Origin of the sequence: Streptoalloteichus tenebrarius, from assembly GCF_024171885.1 — a bacterium.
Lineage (GTDB): Bacteria > Actinomycetota > Actinomycetes > Mycobacteriales > Pseudonocardiaceae > Streptoalloteichus > Streptoalloteichus tenebrarius.
This window is the reverse complement of the sequence record NZ_JAMTCP010000024.1, coordinates 56,794-73,627: the sequence shown is the minus strand read 5'-3', so window position 1 is coordinate 73,627 and position 16,834 is coordinate 56,794. Positions and strand designations below refer to the sequence as shown.

Annotated in this window: 11 protein-coding genes; 6 read left to right on the top strand and 5 right to left on the bottom strand. The window is 73.2% G+C overall.

The window, feature by feature from the left end:
• Positions 1-4 precede the first annotated feature (4 nt).
• Together rplQ and truA are read left to right on the top strand one after the other, a co-directional pair.
• Positions 5-541, top strand: a complete 537-nt coding sequence (rplQ, locus tag LX15_RS19655) for a 50S ribosomal protein L17 (RefSeq protein WP_253671082.1) — start codon at positions 5-7, stop codon at positions 539-541.
• A 78-nt stretch (positions 542-619) separates the two neighbouring features.
• A complete protein-coding gene (gene truA / locus LX15_RS19650) occupies positions 620-1,606 on the top strand; it encodes a tRNA pseudouridine(38-40) synthase TruA (protein WP_253671114.1) in 987 nt (328 codons plus the stop codon).
• A gap of 66 nt (positions 1,607-1,672) precedes the next feature.
• Here the strand turns inward: truA and LX15_RS19645 are convergent, their stop codons facing one another.
• The 3 genes from LX15_RS19645 to eccE form a co-directional block, all read right to left on the bottom strand.
• Positions 1,673-3,265, bottom strand: coding sequence for a S8 family peptidase (locus tag LX15_RS19645; RefSeq protein WP_253671081.1), 1,593 nt, complete (start codon positions 3,263-3,265; stop codon positions 1,673-1,675).
• 324 nt (positions 3,266-3,589) lie between these two features.
• Entirely contained in the window at positions 3,590-4,312 is a 723-nt protein-coding gene (locus tag LX15_RS19640) for a hypothetical protein (protein WP_253671080.1), read from the bottom strand.
• A complete protein-coding gene (gene eccE / locus LX15_RS19635) occupies positions 4,309-5,556 on the bottom strand; it encodes a type VII secretion protein EccE (protein ID WP_253671113.1) in 1,248 nt (415 codons plus the stop codon). Before eccE ends, LX15_RS19640 begins: the two co-directional genes overlap by 4 nt.
• Before the next feature lie 238 nt (positions 5,557-5,794).
• Between eccE and eccB the strand changes: the two genes are divergently transcribed.
• The 3 genes from eccB to LX15_RS19620 all read left to right on the top strand — a co-directional run bounded on the left by eccB (position 5,795) and on the right by LX15_RS19620 (position 9,243).
• Positions 5,795-7,420, top strand: a complete 1,626-nt coding sequence (gene eccB / locus LX15_RS19630; protein ID WP_301304893.1) for a type VII secretion protein EccB — start codon at positions 5,795-5,797, stop codon at positions 7,418-7,420.
• Between the two features lie 134 nt (positions 7,421-7,554).
• Positions 7,555-7,875, top strand: a complete 321-nt coding sequence (locus LX15_RS19625; RefSeq protein ID WP_253671078.1) for a DUF2563 family protein — start codon at positions 7,555-7,557, stop codon at positions 7,873-7,875.
• Positions 7,876-8,178: 303 nt separating this feature from the next.
• Complete coding sequence (locus LX15_RS19620) at positions 8,179-9,243, top strand: WXG100 family type VII secretion target (protein ID WP_253671077.1); 1,065 nt, start codon at positions 8,179-8,181, stop codon at positions 9,241-9,243.
• A gap of 138 nt (positions 9,244-9,381) precedes the next feature.
• Here LX15_RS19620 and mycP read toward each other — a convergent pair whose 3' ends face one another.
• Complete coding sequence (gene mycP / locus LX15_RS19615; RefSeq protein ID WP_253671076.1) at positions 9,382-10,926, bottom strand: type VII secretion-associated serine protease mycosin; 1,545 nt, start codon at positions 10,924-10,926, stop codon at positions 9,382-9,384.
• A gap of 13 nt (positions 10,927-10,939) precedes the next feature.
• Positions 10,940-12,367, bottom strand: coding sequence for a type VII secretion integral membrane protein EccD (eccD, locus tag LX15_RS19610; RefSeq protein ID WP_253671075.1), 1,428 nt, complete (start codon positions 12,365-12,367; stop codon positions 10,940-10,942).
• Between the two features lie 286 nt (positions 12,368-12,653).
• Here eccD and eccCa point away from each other — a divergent pair, with 286 nt between their 5' ends.
• Complete coding sequence (eccCa, locus tag LX15_RS19605) at positions 12,654-16,700, top strand: type VII secretion protein EccCa (RefSeq protein ID WP_253671074.1); 4,047 nt, start codon at positions 12,654-12,656, stop codon at positions 16,698-16,700.
• The last annotated feature ends 134 nt before the right edge of the window (positions 16,701-16,834 follow it).

Below are 16,834 nucleotides of genomic sequence, written 5' to 3'. Positions count from 1 at the left end.
ACCGATGCCCAAGCCCACCAAGGGCGCCCGTCTCGGCGGGTCGCCGGCCCACGAGCGGCTGCTGCTGGCCAACCTGGCCACGTCGCTGTTCGAGCACGGCCGGATCCAGACGACCGAGGCCAAGGCGAAGCGGCTCAAGCCGTTGGCGGAGCGGCTGATCACCAAGGCCAAGCGCGGCGACCTGCACAACCGCCGCGAGGTGCTGAAGGTCATCCGCAACAAGGACGTGCTGCACAAGCTGTTCGCCGAGATCGCCCCGCTCTTCGCCGAGCGGGACGGTGGCTACACCCGCATCATCAAGACGATGCCGCGCAAGGGCGACAACGCCAAGATGGCCGTCATCGAGCTGGTGCGGGAGCGGACCGTGACCGCCGAGGCCGAGAAGGCTCGCGGCACCAAGTTCGCGAAGGACGCCGAGGCCGCCGCCGAGCAGGCGCCGGCCGAGGAGAGCACGACCGCCGCCGAGGCCAAGGCCGAGGAGAGCACCGAGGCCGCCGCCGAGCAGGCCGAGAAGAAGGACGAGAAGAAGGACGAGTCCTGACCGACTCGCCCGATCTCATCGGAGCCACGCGTGGACGACCGTGAGTTCTCCCCGTCCACGGGCGGCGACCGGACGCGGGTGTCCCGCATGAGCACCGGTTCCGAGCCCGCCACCCCGACCAGGGGTGGCGGGCTCGTCCGCGGTCGGGACACGGGCGACGCCGACCCGGGGCTCGGCGACCCGGGGCTCGGCGGGCCGGCGGCGGAGGCGGAGCTGGTGGAGCGGGCGCGCCTGAGGGTGCGCCTCGACCTGGCCTACGACGGCACCGACTTCTCCGGCTGGGCCCGGCAGCCGGGGCGGCGCACCGTGCAGGGCGAGCTGGAGGCGGCGCTGTCCCGTCTGCTGCGGACGGAGGTGGCGCTGACCGTCGCCGGGCGCACGGACGCCGGCGTGCACGCCAGCGGCCAGACCGCGCACGCGGACGTGCCCGCCGGGGCCGCCGTGGACGATCTGGCGCGTCGGCTCAACCGGCTGTTGCCGGGGGACGTGCGGGTGTTCTCCGTGGTCCCGGCCCCTGAGGGGTTCGACGCCCGGTTCTCCGCGATGCGCCGGCACTACGAGTACCGCGTGTGCGACGCGCCCTGGGGCGTCGACCCGCTGTCGCGACGGCACGTGCTGGGCTGGCCGCGCCGGCTCGACGAGGTCGCGATGAACGCCGCGGCCGCGCTGATGCTCGGCGAGCACGACTTCGTGGCGTTCTGCCGACGCCGGGAGGGCGCGACCACCGTCCGCGAACTCCAGCGGTTCGAGTGGGTGCGGGACGGGGACTTCCTGACGGCGTTCGTGTCGGCCGACGCGTTCTGTCACTCGATGGTGCGCAGCCTGGTCGGCGCGTCGCTCGCGGTCGGCGAGGGGCGGCGCCCTCCGGAGTGGCCCGCCGCGTTGTTGCGCACGACCGAGCGCGCCAACGGCGTCACCGTGGCTCCGGCGCACGGGCTGACGCTCGTCGGCGTCGACTACCCGCCGGACGCCGAGCTGGCGGCGCGGGCCGAGGCCACCCGTCGGCTCCGGGTTCCCGACGCGACCCGCCGGGACCCGAGGGCCGAGGACGACACGCGGGCGTGACGCCCGGACCGGGTGTCCGGGCGTCACGTCATCGCGCCTCAGCAGGCGGGCGGACGGCGGGGGCGATCAGAGGTTGAGGCTCCAGCTATCCAGGTAACCGGTGTCCTGCGCGTAGGAGTCCTTCACCTGGAGCCTCCACGTGCCGTTCCGGTTCTCCGTCGACGCGTCCACGGTGTAGGTCTCGTTGACGTCGTCCGCCGAGTCCCACGAGTCGGACCGCTTGAGGTTCTTCACCGCGCCGCTCGGCGTCACCAGGTCGATGGTGAGGTCGCCCCGGTAGCTGTGCTTGACGTGCACCTCGACCTTGGTCGTGCTCGCGGCGCGCCCGTCGCAGCCGGTCACGGCGATCGAGCTGCTCACCGCCGCGCCGTTGTCCGGGATCTGGACGTCGGTGGCGTTGGTCTTCACGCAGGTCCCCGGGTCGGGGTTGCCGCCGCCGGCGCCGGTGAACAGCAGCTTGTTCGGGCTCCCGTTGCCCGGGTTCTGGACGACGTTGCCGGTCGCCTTGTTCACCAGCGCGTCGCGCACCTGCTGGGGGCTGGCGGACGGGTTGGCGGCCAGCACGAGCGCGGCGGCGCCGGCCACGTGCGGGGTGGCCATCGAGGTGCCGCTGATGGTGTTCGTGGCGCTGTCGCTGGTGTGCCAGGCGGAGGTGATGCCGACGCCGGGCGCGAAGATGTCGACGCAGGAGCCGATGTTGGCCCACTTCGGCTTGGTGTCGGTCTTGTCGGTCGCGCTGACCGTGATCGCCTCCTGCGTGCGCGCCGGCGAGACGGTGCACGCGTCCTGGGCGTTGCCCGCGGCGTCGCCGTTGCCGGCGGCCAGGGCGTAGGTGACGCCGGAGGAGATCGACTTGCGGACCGCGTCGTCGACGGCGCTGGAGGCGCCGCCGCCCAGGCTCATGTTCGCCACGGCCGGCTTGACGGCGTTGGCGGTGACCCAGTCGATGCCGGCGATGACGCCGGCGTAGCTGCCGGAGCCCTGGCAGTTGAGCACCCGGACCGCCCACAGCGTGACGCCCTTGGCGACGCCGTGCGCGGTGCCGCCGACGGTGCCGGCCACGTGCGTCCCGTGGCCGTTGCAGTCGGTGGCGTCGTTGTCGTTGTCGACGGTGTCCCGGCCGTGCTTCGCGCGTCCGCCCAGGTCGCTGTGGGTGGTGCGGATGCCGGTGTCGATGATGTACGCGTTGACGTTGCTGGCGTTCGTCTCGTACGAGTACCTGTTGTCCAGCGGCAGGTTGCGCTGGTCGATGCGGTCCAGGCCCCACGAGGGCGGGTTGGCCTGGTCCGTTGTCGCGCGCGCCACCTGGTCCTGTTCCACGTAGGCGACCTGGGGGTCGGCGGCGACCCGCCGGGCCTGCTGCTCGCTCATGGTGGCCGCGTACCCGTGCAACGCGGAGCGGTAGGTGTGCTTGACGGCGCCGCCGTGGCGCGCGACGAGGTTGTCGACCGTGGCCTCGACGGACTGCGCCGAGGCCTGGGTGCCACTGGTCCTGAGCACCACGATGTAGCTGTCCTTGATGGCTTCGGCGGCTCCCGCGGCGCGGATGACGCCCTCGTCGGCGCCGGCGGGTAACGATCCACCGAGTGTGACGGCGACCGCGGCAGCGGTCGCCGCGCCCAGCCCGGCGATTCTTCGGGTGGCGCGGTTCCATTCCATGGCGTTCTCCCTCAGGCAGGGTGTGCGCGTCCGGCCGGTTTGGCCGGGGCGCGGTCTGGGGAATACCTCGTCCGCGCGGACGTGCTAGCCAGCATATGGCCGTCTGACCAGGGCAAACAGTCGTTGAAAACGTTTTCTACCCGTGGTACGAAAAGAAATTGTGGTTGTGACGGAAATTAGGCTTTTCGGGCTAGCCGCCTCACCCGCGCGCAGCGGGACGAGTTGGGTGGAACGGATGGGGACCCGCCGGACGTGTCCGGAGAGCGAACAGGGCGCCACCCCGGTGGGGTGACGCCCCGTGTTCGTGACCGGCGGCGGCCGGGCTCAGTCCCCGAGCCGGACGGGGCCGAGGATCTGCTGCTCCCGGGGAGTGCTGATCAGCCGCAGCGGCTGCCACAGGTTGGTGCCCAGCGCCACGACCGCGTCGTTCTTCATCGTGACGAGCTGCTGCACGTGCTGCGGCCCCAGCCGCCAGGTGCGGGCCGCCATCTGCGCCTGCCCCATCGGCATCCGCTGGAGCAGCACCAGCTCGGCGGTGTTGGCGATCGCCATCGCGTTCGGGTGCAGGTACGGCAGCACGTACACCGTGGTCTGCCACGCCGACCGGGGCGGGAACATCTCCTGCGGCGCCGCGCCGCCGTCGTGGATCACCAGCAGCGGGCCGTCCTCGGTGGCCCTCGGCAGCTCCACCGGCACCAGCCGGCGGATCTGCACCAGCGGCACCGCCCTGCCGTCCGGCCCCTGGCCGGCGGCCCGCGCGAGCACCTGCCACGCCTGCGGCCGGCCGGTCGCCACGATCACCCACGCCCCGGTCGCCATCGCCCGCAGCGCGAGCTGCCGCGCCAGGTACAGCCCACCCACCATCACGATCCGCGTGGGCTCGGTGCGCAGGATCGACATGCTCAGCGGCTCGCCCTGCGGGGTCGCGCCGAGCATCATCCCGCCGCGGTCGCCGGACGGGCTGACCGCGTCCAGCGACTCGGGGGACACGAGGAACTCCGGCGCGACGCCGGCCCCGTTCTGGGTCTCCAACCGCGTCCGGCTCACGCGGCACCTCCCATCGGCAGCGTCGCCGAGTACCCGGCGGCCTGGAGGCCGCGCAGCGGGGTCAACGAGACGCCCACCCGCTCGCCGAGCTGCTGGAGCTGGCCGTCCGCGGCCTCCAGCTCGCTCGGCGTCCGCGCGCTCACCCTCACCAGGCCGCGCAGCCCGACCTGGCCGTCCTCCCCGCTCGGGGCCAGCGACAGGGCCACCGTCGAGGACAGCGCCCTGACCCCGGTCAGCGCGTTGAGGCTCTCCGCGGGCCGGCTGGGCCAGCCCGTGATCGCGTAGCTCGCGTGGCCGATGCCGCCGGCGGTCACGCCGGCCCACCGCTCCCGCAGCGCCACGGAGGACTTCGACCCGAGCGCGGCCGTCAGCTCGCCCGCCGAGATCCCCGCGCGCAGCAGCTCGTCGACGTCCAGGGGACGGGTGGGGATGCCGCGCGCGTTCAGGGCGCTGCGGACCCGGGACAGGGCGCCGATCAACGCGCGGTGCGCCCCGACCACGCCGCCGCCGCGCTCCCGCACGGCCGCGGGGCACCGCCGGGGGTCCAGCCGCACCGCGATCCACGTGGTGCGGCGGGCCGCCGCCGGCACCGGCCCCAGCACCTCCAGGTAGGAGGCCAGCGCCGGGGAGTTCGGCGGCAGCGCGGCGCTCCCCGGGTAGCAGTGCCAGATCACCTGGATCGCGTCCAGGACCGTGCCCCGGTCCTCCAGGCACGGGGCGAGCACGCTCAGCGGCAGGTTCGGCGCGGCGCCGACCCGCCCGACCATCGGCTGCGGGGTGTCGACCAGCAGCACCGCCGTCCAGGTGCCCTCGTGCCAGGCCAGACCGACCTGCCGGCGTTCGTGGTCGGTGCCGTGCGCGACCACGAGGTCGGGCACGGCCAGCCGGAGCACGGCGACCCTCGGGTCCTCGGGGCCGGTCACCGCCTCGTCGTCGCGGGCCTCGTCCGCGGCCGGCGCCGAGGCCGCCACCTCGGCCGGCCGCACGACCCTGGCGTGGGAGCGGAAGGTGTAGCGCAGGGTCAGCCCGACCCACTGGGTGAACCAGCGGCCGCGCCAGCGGAGGAACGCCACGACGAGGGCGATCACCAGCACGGCCACCGAGACGGGCCACAGGACGGAGTTCGCGGCGAGCAGCAGGAGCCCCAGCGCCAGACCGACCTCGATCACCACGAGGTTGACGACCGGCAACGCGCCCAGGCTCGCGCCCATCGTGCGCCGGCGGGCGCGCATCGCCGCGCGCATCGCGTTCACGGCCGCGGCCGGCCCCGGCGGGGCGGGGCGTGATGTGGTCACGGACATCCGTTCGGTCTCTCCCCCTCGCTCCCTGCGCGCCGACGGGACTGGGCGGTCGGCGCGGGCGGTGGACTCGGCGCCGCCGGCGACGGCCCCGTGATCCGGTTCCGTCGAACCGGACCCGGACGCGTACCCGTGCGGCTATCCTGCGGAACCGTATCGCGGACGGGAGAGCTGTAGGCCGAGAATGCCCTCAACACCCACGACGAAATCCCAGGTTCAGGCGTATCGTTTCGTGCTCCGCCGCATGGAGTCCGCGCTCACGCGCAAGGACGCGGTGATGCTGCACGAGCCGATGCGCACCCACCAACGAGCGCTCGCCGCGGGAGCGCTGCTCGCGGTCGTCGGCGTGCTCGGCTTCCTCATCTTCGGCGTCCTCAAGCCGAAGGGCAGCCTCCCCAAGGACGGCGGCATCGTCATCAGCAAGCAGACCGGCGCGGTGTACGTGGTCGCGGGCAATCCGCAGCAGCTCATCCCGACCCCGAACATCGCCTCCGCCAAGCTGTTGCTGATGGCGCGCGCCCAGCAGGGCGGCCAGGGTGGCCAGGGCGGGCCCGCCGGGGCCGGCCCCGGCCCCGGCGCCGCCGACCCGATCGTGGTCGACGAGAGCGCTCTCCAGAACACGCCCAAGGGTCCGCTGACCGGCATGCCCGGCGCCCCCGAGATGCTGCCGACCCACGCCGACCAGCAGGTCGTCCCGGTGTGGTCGGTCTGCGACGAGCTGCGCCCCGACCCGACCGCGCCGGAGAACAAGAAGCCGGACGTGGAGACGACGGCGCTGATCGGCGTGGAGCAGTCGATCGACGCGCTCGGCGACAACCGGGTCATCCTCGCGCGGGCCTCCAACGGCCAGCACTACCTGCTCTACACCAACAAGAAGGACCGGCGCACCGTCGTCCGCGCGCAGATCGACGTGACCAACCAGCAGGTGATGAGCGCGCTGCGGCTCACGGGCGCCGACCCGAGGCCGATCAGCACCGCCCTGCTCAACGCGATCCCCGAGGTGGGCAAGGTCGAGGCGCCGGCGATCCAGGGGCAGGGCGGGGAGCCCGCCTTCTCCATCAGGGGCGCCAAGATCGGCAACGTGGTCAGGGCCTACCGCACCGGCCAGGCCGAGGAGTACTTCGTCGTGCTCAGGGACGGCGTCCAGCAGGTGCCGCAGGCCGTGGCGGAGCTGATCCGGTACTCCGACCCGAAGACCGGCGTGGTCAAGCCGATCGACGTGCCCCCGGCCGACGTCGCCAAGACCGCGCCCGACGCGCAGAAGCTGAAGATCGACGACCTCCCGGTGGTGACGCCGGAGCACGTGCTGAAGGTCTCCGACGCCACCGTGACCTGCCTGCGGTGGAGCGGCAAGGACGGCAAGCCGGAGACCACGGTCACCGTGGGCAGGCGCGTGCCGCTGCCGGACAAGATGCGCCCGGTCAAGCTCGCGCAGTACAAGTTGGACAACCTGGAGAACATCGACCTCGCGTTCATGCCGCCCGGCAAGGGCGCGGTCGTGCGCAGCGTGAACACCCAGATGGACGTCGCGTCCGGCCCGATCTCCGTGGTGTCCGACCGGGGCGTGCGCTACGGCGTGCCGAGCGAGGAGATCGCCAAGGGGCTCGGCCTCGGCGACAGGTACGCGCCGGCGCCGCAGTCGATCCTCCAGCTCCTGCCGAACGGCCCCGCGCTGGACCCGGCCATGGCCGACCGCATCTACGACAGCCTCTCCGTCGACGCGAACGCGCCCAGGGCCGAGCCGCCGGCGGGGGAGCAGTCGGGCGGTCAGGCCGGCGGACAGCAGGGGACCGGCCAGACCGGGAAGTGAGACCACCGGGCGCGCCCGGCGTTGACCGTCCACATGCGACGGTGGAGGCGGCGGCGCCGGGCGCGCCCGGCGCGGCGGGGGCAGCGCCGCCCGGACCGGCCGAACGGGCGGGGGCGCGGCCACGGGACGAGGGGGTGAGCGTGGACGGCGTGCGGGTCGAGACCGACTGGTTGCGGGAGTACGCGAAGCGCGTGGACCAGGGCGCGCAGGCCCTGCGGCGGGCGCGTGACACCGTGGACGCGCATCCGCTGCCGCCCGAGGCCTTCGGCGAGCTGGGCCGCACCGTGCGGGTGGCCGACGCCTACGGCAGAGCAGCGGCCCTGTTGCGGCAGCAGCTCGACCGGGCGTGCGAGGTGCTCGGCGCCGCCGGCGTCGGGCTGGTGAAGGTCGCCGAGCACTACGAGGGACACGACTCGAACAGCGCCAGCACCCTCAGACGCGCCCACCGGGGCTGACGCGTCGCGGGGGCGAGCGCGAGCCGAGGGGGAGGAAGCGCACCAGTGCAGCCACGCGATCCGGCGGCCGGCATGCCGCACCAGTACGGGCGGAACCCGGTCCCGCAGGGCGCTCCGCCGCCCTCGGCCCCCCACCACGTCGCCGGCCACCGACCGGCCGAGCCACATCGGCCCTCGGCAGGGCATCCCGGTGAGGCGCCGCCCGCGCCGGGCCGTCGTTCCGATGTGGACACCCCGAGACCCGCGCCGCACCCCGCCCCCGACGCGTCGAGACCGGAGACGCACGGACCGGACGGTGCCCGGGTGGCCGACGGTCTCCTCGGGCACCTCGACTACCTCTCCCGCCTGGCCAGGGACCTCGGCGTGCCCGACCCGGTGGAGGAGTACTTCGGACGCGTCGTCGGCCGGTGGAACGACATGCGCGAGCAGGCCGAGGCGTGGCGGGCGGCCAGCCGGGTGGTCGAGCGCGTGCGGCAGGACGTGGACCGGCCGCTGGGCGCGGTGGACGCGGTCTGGGACGGGGCGGACGCCGACTCCTTCCTCGACCACATGCGCCAGGTCGTCCGCGCCGGCGCGGACCTCGGCGACGCGATGGCCGCGATGGCCGAGGCGTTGGAGGTCACCGCCGACGCGATCCACCGGCTGGTGCGGGACATGGCGGGGGTCCTCGCCGACGGCGCGGACGCGCTGTCCCAGGCGTTGACCGTCCCGCTCCACGGCGAGGTCCGCGCCCGCGCGCACCTGGACGAGATGCGCCGGCCGACCAGGGAGCTGTTCGAGGCGGTGCGGGAGGTCCTGGAGGCGTTCGTCCAGCTCTGCGACGGCATCGACGCCGGCCGTGGCTTCGCGAAGGTGGCGATGCCGCACACCTTCCCCGACCGGAACTGGACGTTCGACGTCCCGAAGCCGGCGGGACCTCCGGCGGACACACCGCCGACGCGGACACCGCGGACGCCGAACGACGCCGTTCCCGGCCACGGCGCTGTTGGAGCTGTCGCTGGCGGCGCTGTCAGCGGCGTGGGCGGCGGCGTGGTCGCCGGAGGCGGTGGCGTCGGAGGTGTTGGCGGGGGAGCCGGGACTGGCGCCCAACCCCACCAGCAGCCGCTCGGCCCTGGCTCACACGCCGCCGCGGTCGAGACGCCGAAGGAACCCCAGAGGCCCGCGTTCGCCGGTGCCCCCGGCGCGGCGGAGAGGCCGACGACGACCGGCTCGCCCATGGCCGGCGGCATGATGCCCATGGGCGGCATGATGGCCGGCGGTCAGGGACAGGGCGGCGACACCGAGCGGAGGAACGCGTCGAGGCTCACCGCCGATCCGGTGGACCTGTTCGGCGAACCCACGAAGACCGCGCCCCCGGTCATCGAGTGACCACGGGGACCGGTCGGCGAGCGCGTCGCGCCCGCTGACCCGCGAACGCGGACGGCACGGTCGCTCCAGGTGCGACCGTGCCGTCCACAGCGTCCTTCATGGACTGTCCGATGTGGAGTGTTCCCCGGCGTCCGCCCGTCAGGTCCCGGCGCGCCGCGTCTGGCGGGACCGCACCCGGCCGACGGTGTGCACGGCGAACAGGGTGATCCCGAGCAGGACGACGCCCCCGCCCGCGCCGCTGAGCGCCACGATGGTCGGCGTCCAGTCCTTCGGCGTCGCCGGCGGCATCTGCATGCGCGCCCCGGTCGCGACCGGGGCGACGACCCCCTGCTCCTCGGGCAGCACGGCCGTCACCGCGGCGACCGGGTCGACCATGCCCCAGCCGAGCTGCGGGTTCCACCCTCCCGGGCCGGCGGGGTGCTGCGCGGTCCTCTCGATCCGCTCGATCACCTTCTTCGCGGGCAGGTCGGGGAACCTGGCCCTGACCAGGGCGACGATCCCGGCCACGTAGGGCGCGGCGAAGCTGGTCCCCTGGATCGTGTCGAGCTTGCCGTTCTGCGGCAGCATGTTCGCCAGCCCCTTGCCGTTCTCGGCGGGGTCCAGCGAGGTGATCTTCGTGCCGGGCGCGGCCACGTCCACCCAGGGGCCGTTGAGCGAGAAGCTCGCCGGCGCGCCGTTCTCGTCGGTGGCGGCCACGGTGAGCACGTCGTCGTCCAGCCAGGCCGGGCTGGGCAGGGTCTCGATCTTGCCGTAGGGCTCGTTCTGCTTGCAGGACTGCCCGTCGACGTTGCCGGCGGCGACCACGACGACCGCGTTCCTCTGCACGGCGTACCGCACGGCCGCGTGCAACGGGGCGAAGTAGCTGGACGGGATCGGCGGCTGGCACGCCGACTCCGAGACGTTGATGACCTTGGCGCCGGCGTCGGCCGCCTTCCGGATCGCGTGCGCCATCGTCTCGACCGTGCCGGCGGGGCGCTGCCGGCCGCTGGAGTCCTTGCCCTGGTAGTTCGGGCTGGACTGGCGGTAGGAGATGATCGTCGCCTCCGGGGCGACCCCGGAGAACCCGACGCTGGGGTCCCGGTTGTCGGCCGCGATGATCCCGGCGACCGCGGTGCCGTGGCCGTCGCAGTCCTTGATGCCGTGCTCGCCCTCGACGACGTAGTCGCCGCCCTCCTCGACCCGGTAGCCGCCGTGGCCGTCACCCAGCCGAGGGTGGCGGTTCACCCCGGTGTCGATCACGGCGACCTTGACGCCCTCACCCTTGGTGAGCGGCCACACCTGCTCGAAGTTGAGCGCGAGCTGGCCCCACGGCTTCTGCGTGATGTTCTTCGCGGTGTCCGGCAGGGCCCGGATGCACTCGTTCTTCTTCTCGTAGGAGATCTCCGGCTTGGACGGCCCGTTGCCCGGCAACCTGCTCATGTCGGGCTCCAGCGGGGGGATCCCCTTGGGGATGTCCCCCGCCGGCGGCCGGCCCCCCTTCGGCGAGGGCTTGGCCGAGCCCGACGGCTCCTGCCCCGCGCGCGGGGTCGTGCCGTTCTGGGGCGCCGCGCCGGTGGGGGTCGGCCTTGGACCGTCCGAACCGGACGGTTGGGCCGACGCCGGCAGCACCGGACCGGCCAGGGTGATCAGGCTCGCCGCCGCGGCGGCGGCCACGAGCCTGCGGAGCGACCGAGGGCTGCGCATCGACGTTCGGACCTCAGATGTTGATGTTCAGGTGGCGGATCGTGCTGTAGAGGTCCATCACGGCCAGCGCGAGCGGCAGGACGGACGCGATCAGCACGGCCTCGGCGATGTCCGCGGTGCGGCGCAGCACCGGGGAGAACTTCTTCTCGGGGAAGACCACACCCAGCACCAGGCCGACGGCCGCGAGCAGCGTCAGCGCGCCGAACACCCACAGCAGCAGGGTGAACGGCGTGGCGGTCCACAGCCAGCCCATGAGCACGCCCGCCGCGGCCACCATGCCCGTGACCAGCAACGCCACCGCCTGGCTGCCGTTGGCGTAGGCGCGGGCCCGCATCAACATGACCGAGGACAGCGCGACCGCGAACAGCGGGCCGAACACGGTGCCGTCGGCGGAGGCCAGGATCGCCGAGATCGCCGCGACCACGCCGCAGCCGACGAGCATGCCCGTCATGTACTCGTGGGCCAGACCGGTGCGCCGCTCGATCACCGCGTACTCGGGGAAGCCGGTGTCCTCCTTGAGGTCCTCGGCGCTGCCGGGGACCTGGGGCAGCGGCAGCCGGGCCAGCCGCAGGGTCAGGCGCGGCAGCATCGACAGGCCGGCCAGCGCGACCGCGCCCGCCCCCGCCGCCACACCGGCCGCCGGCGTGTCCACCAGGGTGGCGACGGCGAACGTCAGCACACCCAGCGAACCGGCCGTCGCGGCCGCGACGAACACGGTCACCCCGGCGCCCAACACCATGATCGAGGCCGCCGCGACCACCAGCACCAGGGCGCTGCCCAGCAGCAGGTTGGCGCGGCCCAGACCGAGCACCTCGTCACCCGGCACGATGTAGAGGCCGCTCACGAACGCCAGCGGCAGGCCGCCGGCGGCCGCCACCACCACGCCGGTGGTCGGCGCCGCGTAGGCCCTGGCGATCACCGCGCCCACGACCACCGCGACCACGGCGGCCACGCCGGCGACCAGCGCCGCCGTCAACGGGTAGGTCGGGCCGGCCCGCCACGCGGCCATGGCCGCGCCGACGAGCGCGAGCCCGCCGGCGAGGTGGCCGATCCTGGCGGCGGTCTCCCTGGTCCACGGCCGGTAGCTGTCCGGGGAGGAGTCGGCGATGGCGTCGACGACGTCGTCGTACAGCGGGGGCGGCGGGTTCTCGTTGCGCTTGCGGAGCTGGAGCAGTTCGCCGTCCACGACGCCCTGCGAGGCCAGCGTGCGGCTCGGGTCCAACGGCTCCGACTCGCCGAGCTTGGCCAGGCACCAGCCGCCGTGCCGGACCCCGCCGTCCCTGGCGTTGAGCGGGCCGCCCTCGCCGCTGGCCCTGCGCGCCATGTCCAGCACCATCGGCAGCAGGTCGGCCACCGCGACGTCCGCCGGCAGGGCGACGTCGATGCGAGTGGTCGGCGCCACCACGGTCACCCGGCTGAACACCGTCGTCCCGGTCGCCACCAGCGCCCCCTCGTCCTTCTTCTTCTCGGGTCGGGCTTGTCGAGCCCGTCGCGGCGGCCGTTGTCGATCTCGCGGAAGTCGCGGAACCGGCCCTGCCCGTCGACGAGCGCCCCTAGTATGGCCGCACCGAGTGCGGCGGGACCCCGGGTTCCGGCGAAGAGGGGTGGGGAACTTCCCGCCCACCCGTCGGCGGCCTCGACGAGTGCCGCGCATTCGGCTCGTCCCTCCGCCAGCCGATCCCGACCCGAGCCGTGTGAGTCGGGGAGAAGTAAGAGGTGCCCGTCCGGTGAGCACGCTGCAGTTCAAGCGGTCGCCGCGCCTGGCCGCCCCACGTCCCCCGGGCGGCGAGGTCCACCTGGAGCCGCCGCCCGAGGTGCCCCGGGTCATCCCCGGCAACATCGTCATGAAGCTGCTGCCGGTCGTGATGGTCGTGGCGTCGCTGGGCATGATGGTCTTCATGTTCGTGGCCGGCGGCCGGAACCCGATGTCGCTGGTCTTCGGCGGCATGATGGTGATCTCGACGCTGGGCATGATGGCCGGCGGCGGCCAGGGGGCCGGCCAGAAGAAGGCCGAGATGAACGAGGACCGCAAGGACTACCTGCGGTACCTCGGCCAGATGCGGGAACGCGCCCGCGAGGCCGCGCTGGAGCAGCGGGTCGAGCGCGAGTGGTGCCACCCCGACCCGCAGGCGCTGTGGCCGCTGGTGGGTCCCGGCCAGCGCCGCATGTGGGAGCGCCGCCCCAACGACCCCGACTTCTGCCAGGTCAGGATCTGCCGGGGCGCGCAGCGCCTGTCCACCCGGCTGGTCCCGCCGCAGACCGGTCCGGTCGACGAGCTGGAGCCGATCGCGACGCTGGCGCTGCGCCGGTTCGTGCGCGCCCACTCGATCGTCCCCGACCTGCCCATCGCCATCTCGTTGCGCGGCTTCGCCGCCGTGCCGCTGTACGGCGAGAAGGAGCGCACCCGCGCGCTGGCCAGGGCGATGCTCGCCCAGCTCGCCACGTTCCACGCCCCGAGCGACCTGCTGATCGCGGTCGTGGCCGCCGGAGAGGCCCGCCGCGAGTGGGAGTGGGTCAAGTGGCTGCCGCACGCCCAGCACCCCCGGCACGTCGACGGCATCGGCCAGATGCGGCTGATGGCCGGCTCGCTGTCCGAGGTCGAGCGGATGCTGCACGAGGAGCTCGGGGAACGCAGGAACTTCTCCCGCAACGCGCAGCCGCTGACCGACCAGCCGCACATCGTGATCCTCATCGACGACGGCGAGGTCAACCGCGGCGAGTACATCGTCCAGCAGGACGGCCTCCAGGGCGTCACGCTGATCGACCTGTCCGACTCGCTGACCACCAACCTGGCGCAGAAGAAGGGTCTGCGCATCGTGCTGGACGGCGACCGGCTCGGCGCCCGCACCGGTGGTGGCATCGAGTGGTTCGGCAAGGCGGACGGGCTGAGCGCCGTCGAGGCCGAGTCCCTGGCGCGCAAGCTGTCGCCGTGGCGGGTCGCCACCGCCCAGGGCGGCGGGGCCGAGCCGGAGGACCAGCCGTTGCTGAACTCCAACGTCGGCCTGTTCGAGCTGCTCGGTCTGGGCGACCCGATGACCTTCGACCTCGCGCAGGCGTGGCGGCCCCGGCCCAACAGCGAGAAGTACAAGGTCGCCTTCGGCGTCGGCGAGCACGGCGAGCCGGTCGAGCTGGACATCAAGGAAACCGCCATGGGCGGCATGGGCCCGCACGGCCTGTGCGTCGGCGCCACCGGTTCCGGCAAGTCCGAGTTCCTCAGGACGCTGGTGCTGGCGATGATGGCCACGCACTCCTCGGCCGCGCTGAACCTGGTCCTGGTGGACTTCAAGGGTGGCGCGACGTTCCTCGGCTTCGACGACGCCCCGCACGTCTCCGCGGTCATCACCAACCTGGGCTCCGACCTGACGCTGGTCGACCGGATGCGCGACGCGCTGGCCGGCGAGATGGCCCGCCGCCAGCAGGTGCTGGCCGAGAGCGGCAAGTTCAAGAACGTCTGGGACTACGAGAAGGCCCGCGAGCGCGGCGAGGACCTGCCACCGATGCCGGCGCTGTGGATCGTCATCGACGAGTTCTCCGAGCTGCTCAGCGCCAAGCCCGACTTCATCGAGCTGTTCGTGGCCATCGGCCGGCTGGGCCGGTCGCTCCAGATCCACCTGCTGCTCGCCTCGCAGCGACTGGAGGAGGGCAAGCTGCGCGGCCTGGACACCCACCTGTCCTACCGGCTCGGCCTGAAGACGTTCAGCGCGGCGGACTCCCGGGCCGCCATCGGCATCCCGGACGCCGCCGACCTGCCGCCGATCCCCGGCTCCGGCTACCTCGTGTTCAACAACGAGAAGACCCGGTTCAAGGCGTGCTACGTCTCCGGCCCGTACCGCCCGCCGGGCATGCAGGCCGTGCAGACCGCGGCGCCGATCAGCGGCGACCGCCGGCCGAAGTTCTTCGTCCCGGACTTCATCCCGATCCCCGAGGAGCCGGAGAAGCCCAGGGAGGAGCCGAAGCCCGAGAAGAAGAAGGACGACTCGGCCGAGCCCAGCGAGCTGGAGATCTTCGTCAGGCGGACCGTCCGCCAGGGCCCGCCGGCGCGCCGGGTGTGGCTGCCCCCGCTGGAGGAGCCGCCCACGCTGGACTCGTTGCTGCCGCCGTTGGCGCCCACCGAGGACCGGGGGCTCAGCGCGGCCGGGTTCCAGCACAACGGCCGGCTGGCCGTCCCCATCGGACTGGAGGACCGGCCCTACGAGCAGAGCCAGAAGGTGCTGTGGGCCGACCTGTCCGGCGGCGCCGGCCACATGGCGGTCGTCGGCCGCCCGCAGTCGGGCAAGTCGATGCTGCTGCGGACGCTGGTCATGTCGATGGCGGTGACCCACACGCCGCAGGAGGCGCAGTTCTACTGCATCGACTTCGGTGGTGGCGCGCTGATGTCGCTCCGAGGCCTGCCGCACGTCGGCGCGGTGGGCGGCAAGCTCGACCCCGACCTGGTGCGGCGGACCGTCGCGGAGCTGAGCACGCTGATGGTCGAGCGCGAGCAGCGGTTCAGGGACCTCGGCATCGACTCGATGACCGAGTTCCGCAACCGCAAGCGGCGCGGCGAGATCAAGGACGACCCGTACGGCGACGTGTTCCTGCTGATCGACGGCTGGCTGGCCTTCAAGCAGGACTTCGAGATGCTCGAACAGCAGATCGTCAACCTGGCGAACTCGGGTCTGTCCTACGGCGTGCACGTGGTGATCACCGCCAACCGGTGGCCCGAGATCCGGCCGGCGCTCAAGGACATGCTGGGCAGCCGGTTCGAGCTGCGCATCAGCGACACCAGCGAGTCCGACGTGGACCGCAAGGTCGCGGTGAACGTGCCGGAGAACCGGCCTGGCCGTGGCCTGTCCCGCGACAAGCTGCACTTCCTGGTCGCGTTGCCCCGGGTGGACAGCGGCGAGCGGCTCAGCGCCGACATGACGCCGGAGCAGCGGTGGGAGGTCCTGGTCGACCGGGTCGGCGAGGGCATCCACGACGCGGTGCAGAAGATCAACGCGGCCTGGCGCGGCCCGAGGGCCCCGCAGGTCAGGATGCTGCCGGCGGTGCTGCCCTACGAGCAGCTCCCGACCCCGCAGCAGCAGCCGAACCCGAAGCTGGTCCCGATCGGCGTCAACGAGGACGAGCTCGCGCCCGTCTACCTCGACTTCGCCCAGGACCCGCACTTCTTCGGCTTCGCCGAGACCGAGGCCGGCAAGTCGACCCTGCTGCGGGTGGTCGCCAGGGGCATCGTCGACCGGTACACGCCGCAGGAGGCCAGGATCATCCTGGTCGACTACCGGCGCAGCATGCTCGGCTTCCTGCCGCCGGACCACGTGCTCACCTACGCGGCCTCGTCGCAGCAGCTCCAGGCGGTGATCGGCGACGTCAGGACGGCGATGACCCGACGGCTGCCCGGCCCGGACGTCACCCAGGAGCAGCTCAAGAACCGCTCCTGGTGGAAGGGCCCCGACCTGTTCTTCATCGTCGACGACTACGACCTGGTCGCGCCGAGCCCGCACGCCAACCCGCTGGCCCCCCTGGCCGAGTTCCTGCCCCAGGCCAGGGACATCGGTCTGCACTTCGTGCTGATGCGCAACTCCGGTGGCGCCAGCAGGGCCGCGTTCAGCGACCCGATCATCGGGAAGCTGCGCGAGGGCTCGGCCCCCGGCATCGTGATGAGCGGTAACAAGGACGAGGGCAACCTGATCGGCAACGTCAAGCCCTCGCCGATGCCGCCGGGCCGGGGCACCCTGGTCGCGCGCAAGGGCGGCAACCGCCTGGTCCAGATCGCGCACATCCCCCCGGAGTGACGATGGGCGGATCGGGGGGGGGCGGCGGGCGCCGTGCGCGCCGCCGCCCCCGACCCGCGCCGAGCGCGCGACAGTGCCAGCAGTGCCGATCACGGCCGGCTGTGCCCGGTCGGGGTCGGTCGTGCGACCGGTCC

Excerpts from the sequence above, each read along its gene's own strand:
- rplQ (WP_253671082.1), top strand. The coding sequence starts at position 5 with ATGCCCAAGCCCACCAAGGGCGCCCGTCTCGGCGGGTCGCCGGCCCAC.
- LX15_RS19645 (WP_253671081.1), bottom strand. The coding sequence starts at position 3,265 with ATGGAATGGAACCGCGCCACCCGAAGAATCGCCGGGCTGGGCGCGGCG.
- eccE (WP_253671113.1), bottom strand. The coding sequence starts at position 5,556 with ATGCGCGCGGCGATGCGCGCCCGCCGGCGCACGATGGGCGCGAGCCTG.
- eccB (WP_301304893.1), top strand. The coding sequence starts at position 5,795 with ATGCCCTCAACACCCACGACGAAATCCCAGGTTCAGGCGTATCGTTTC.
- mycP (WP_253671076.1), bottom strand. The coding sequence starts at position 10,926 with ATGCGCAGCCCTCGGTCGCTCCGCAGGCTCGTGGCCGCCGCCGCGGCG.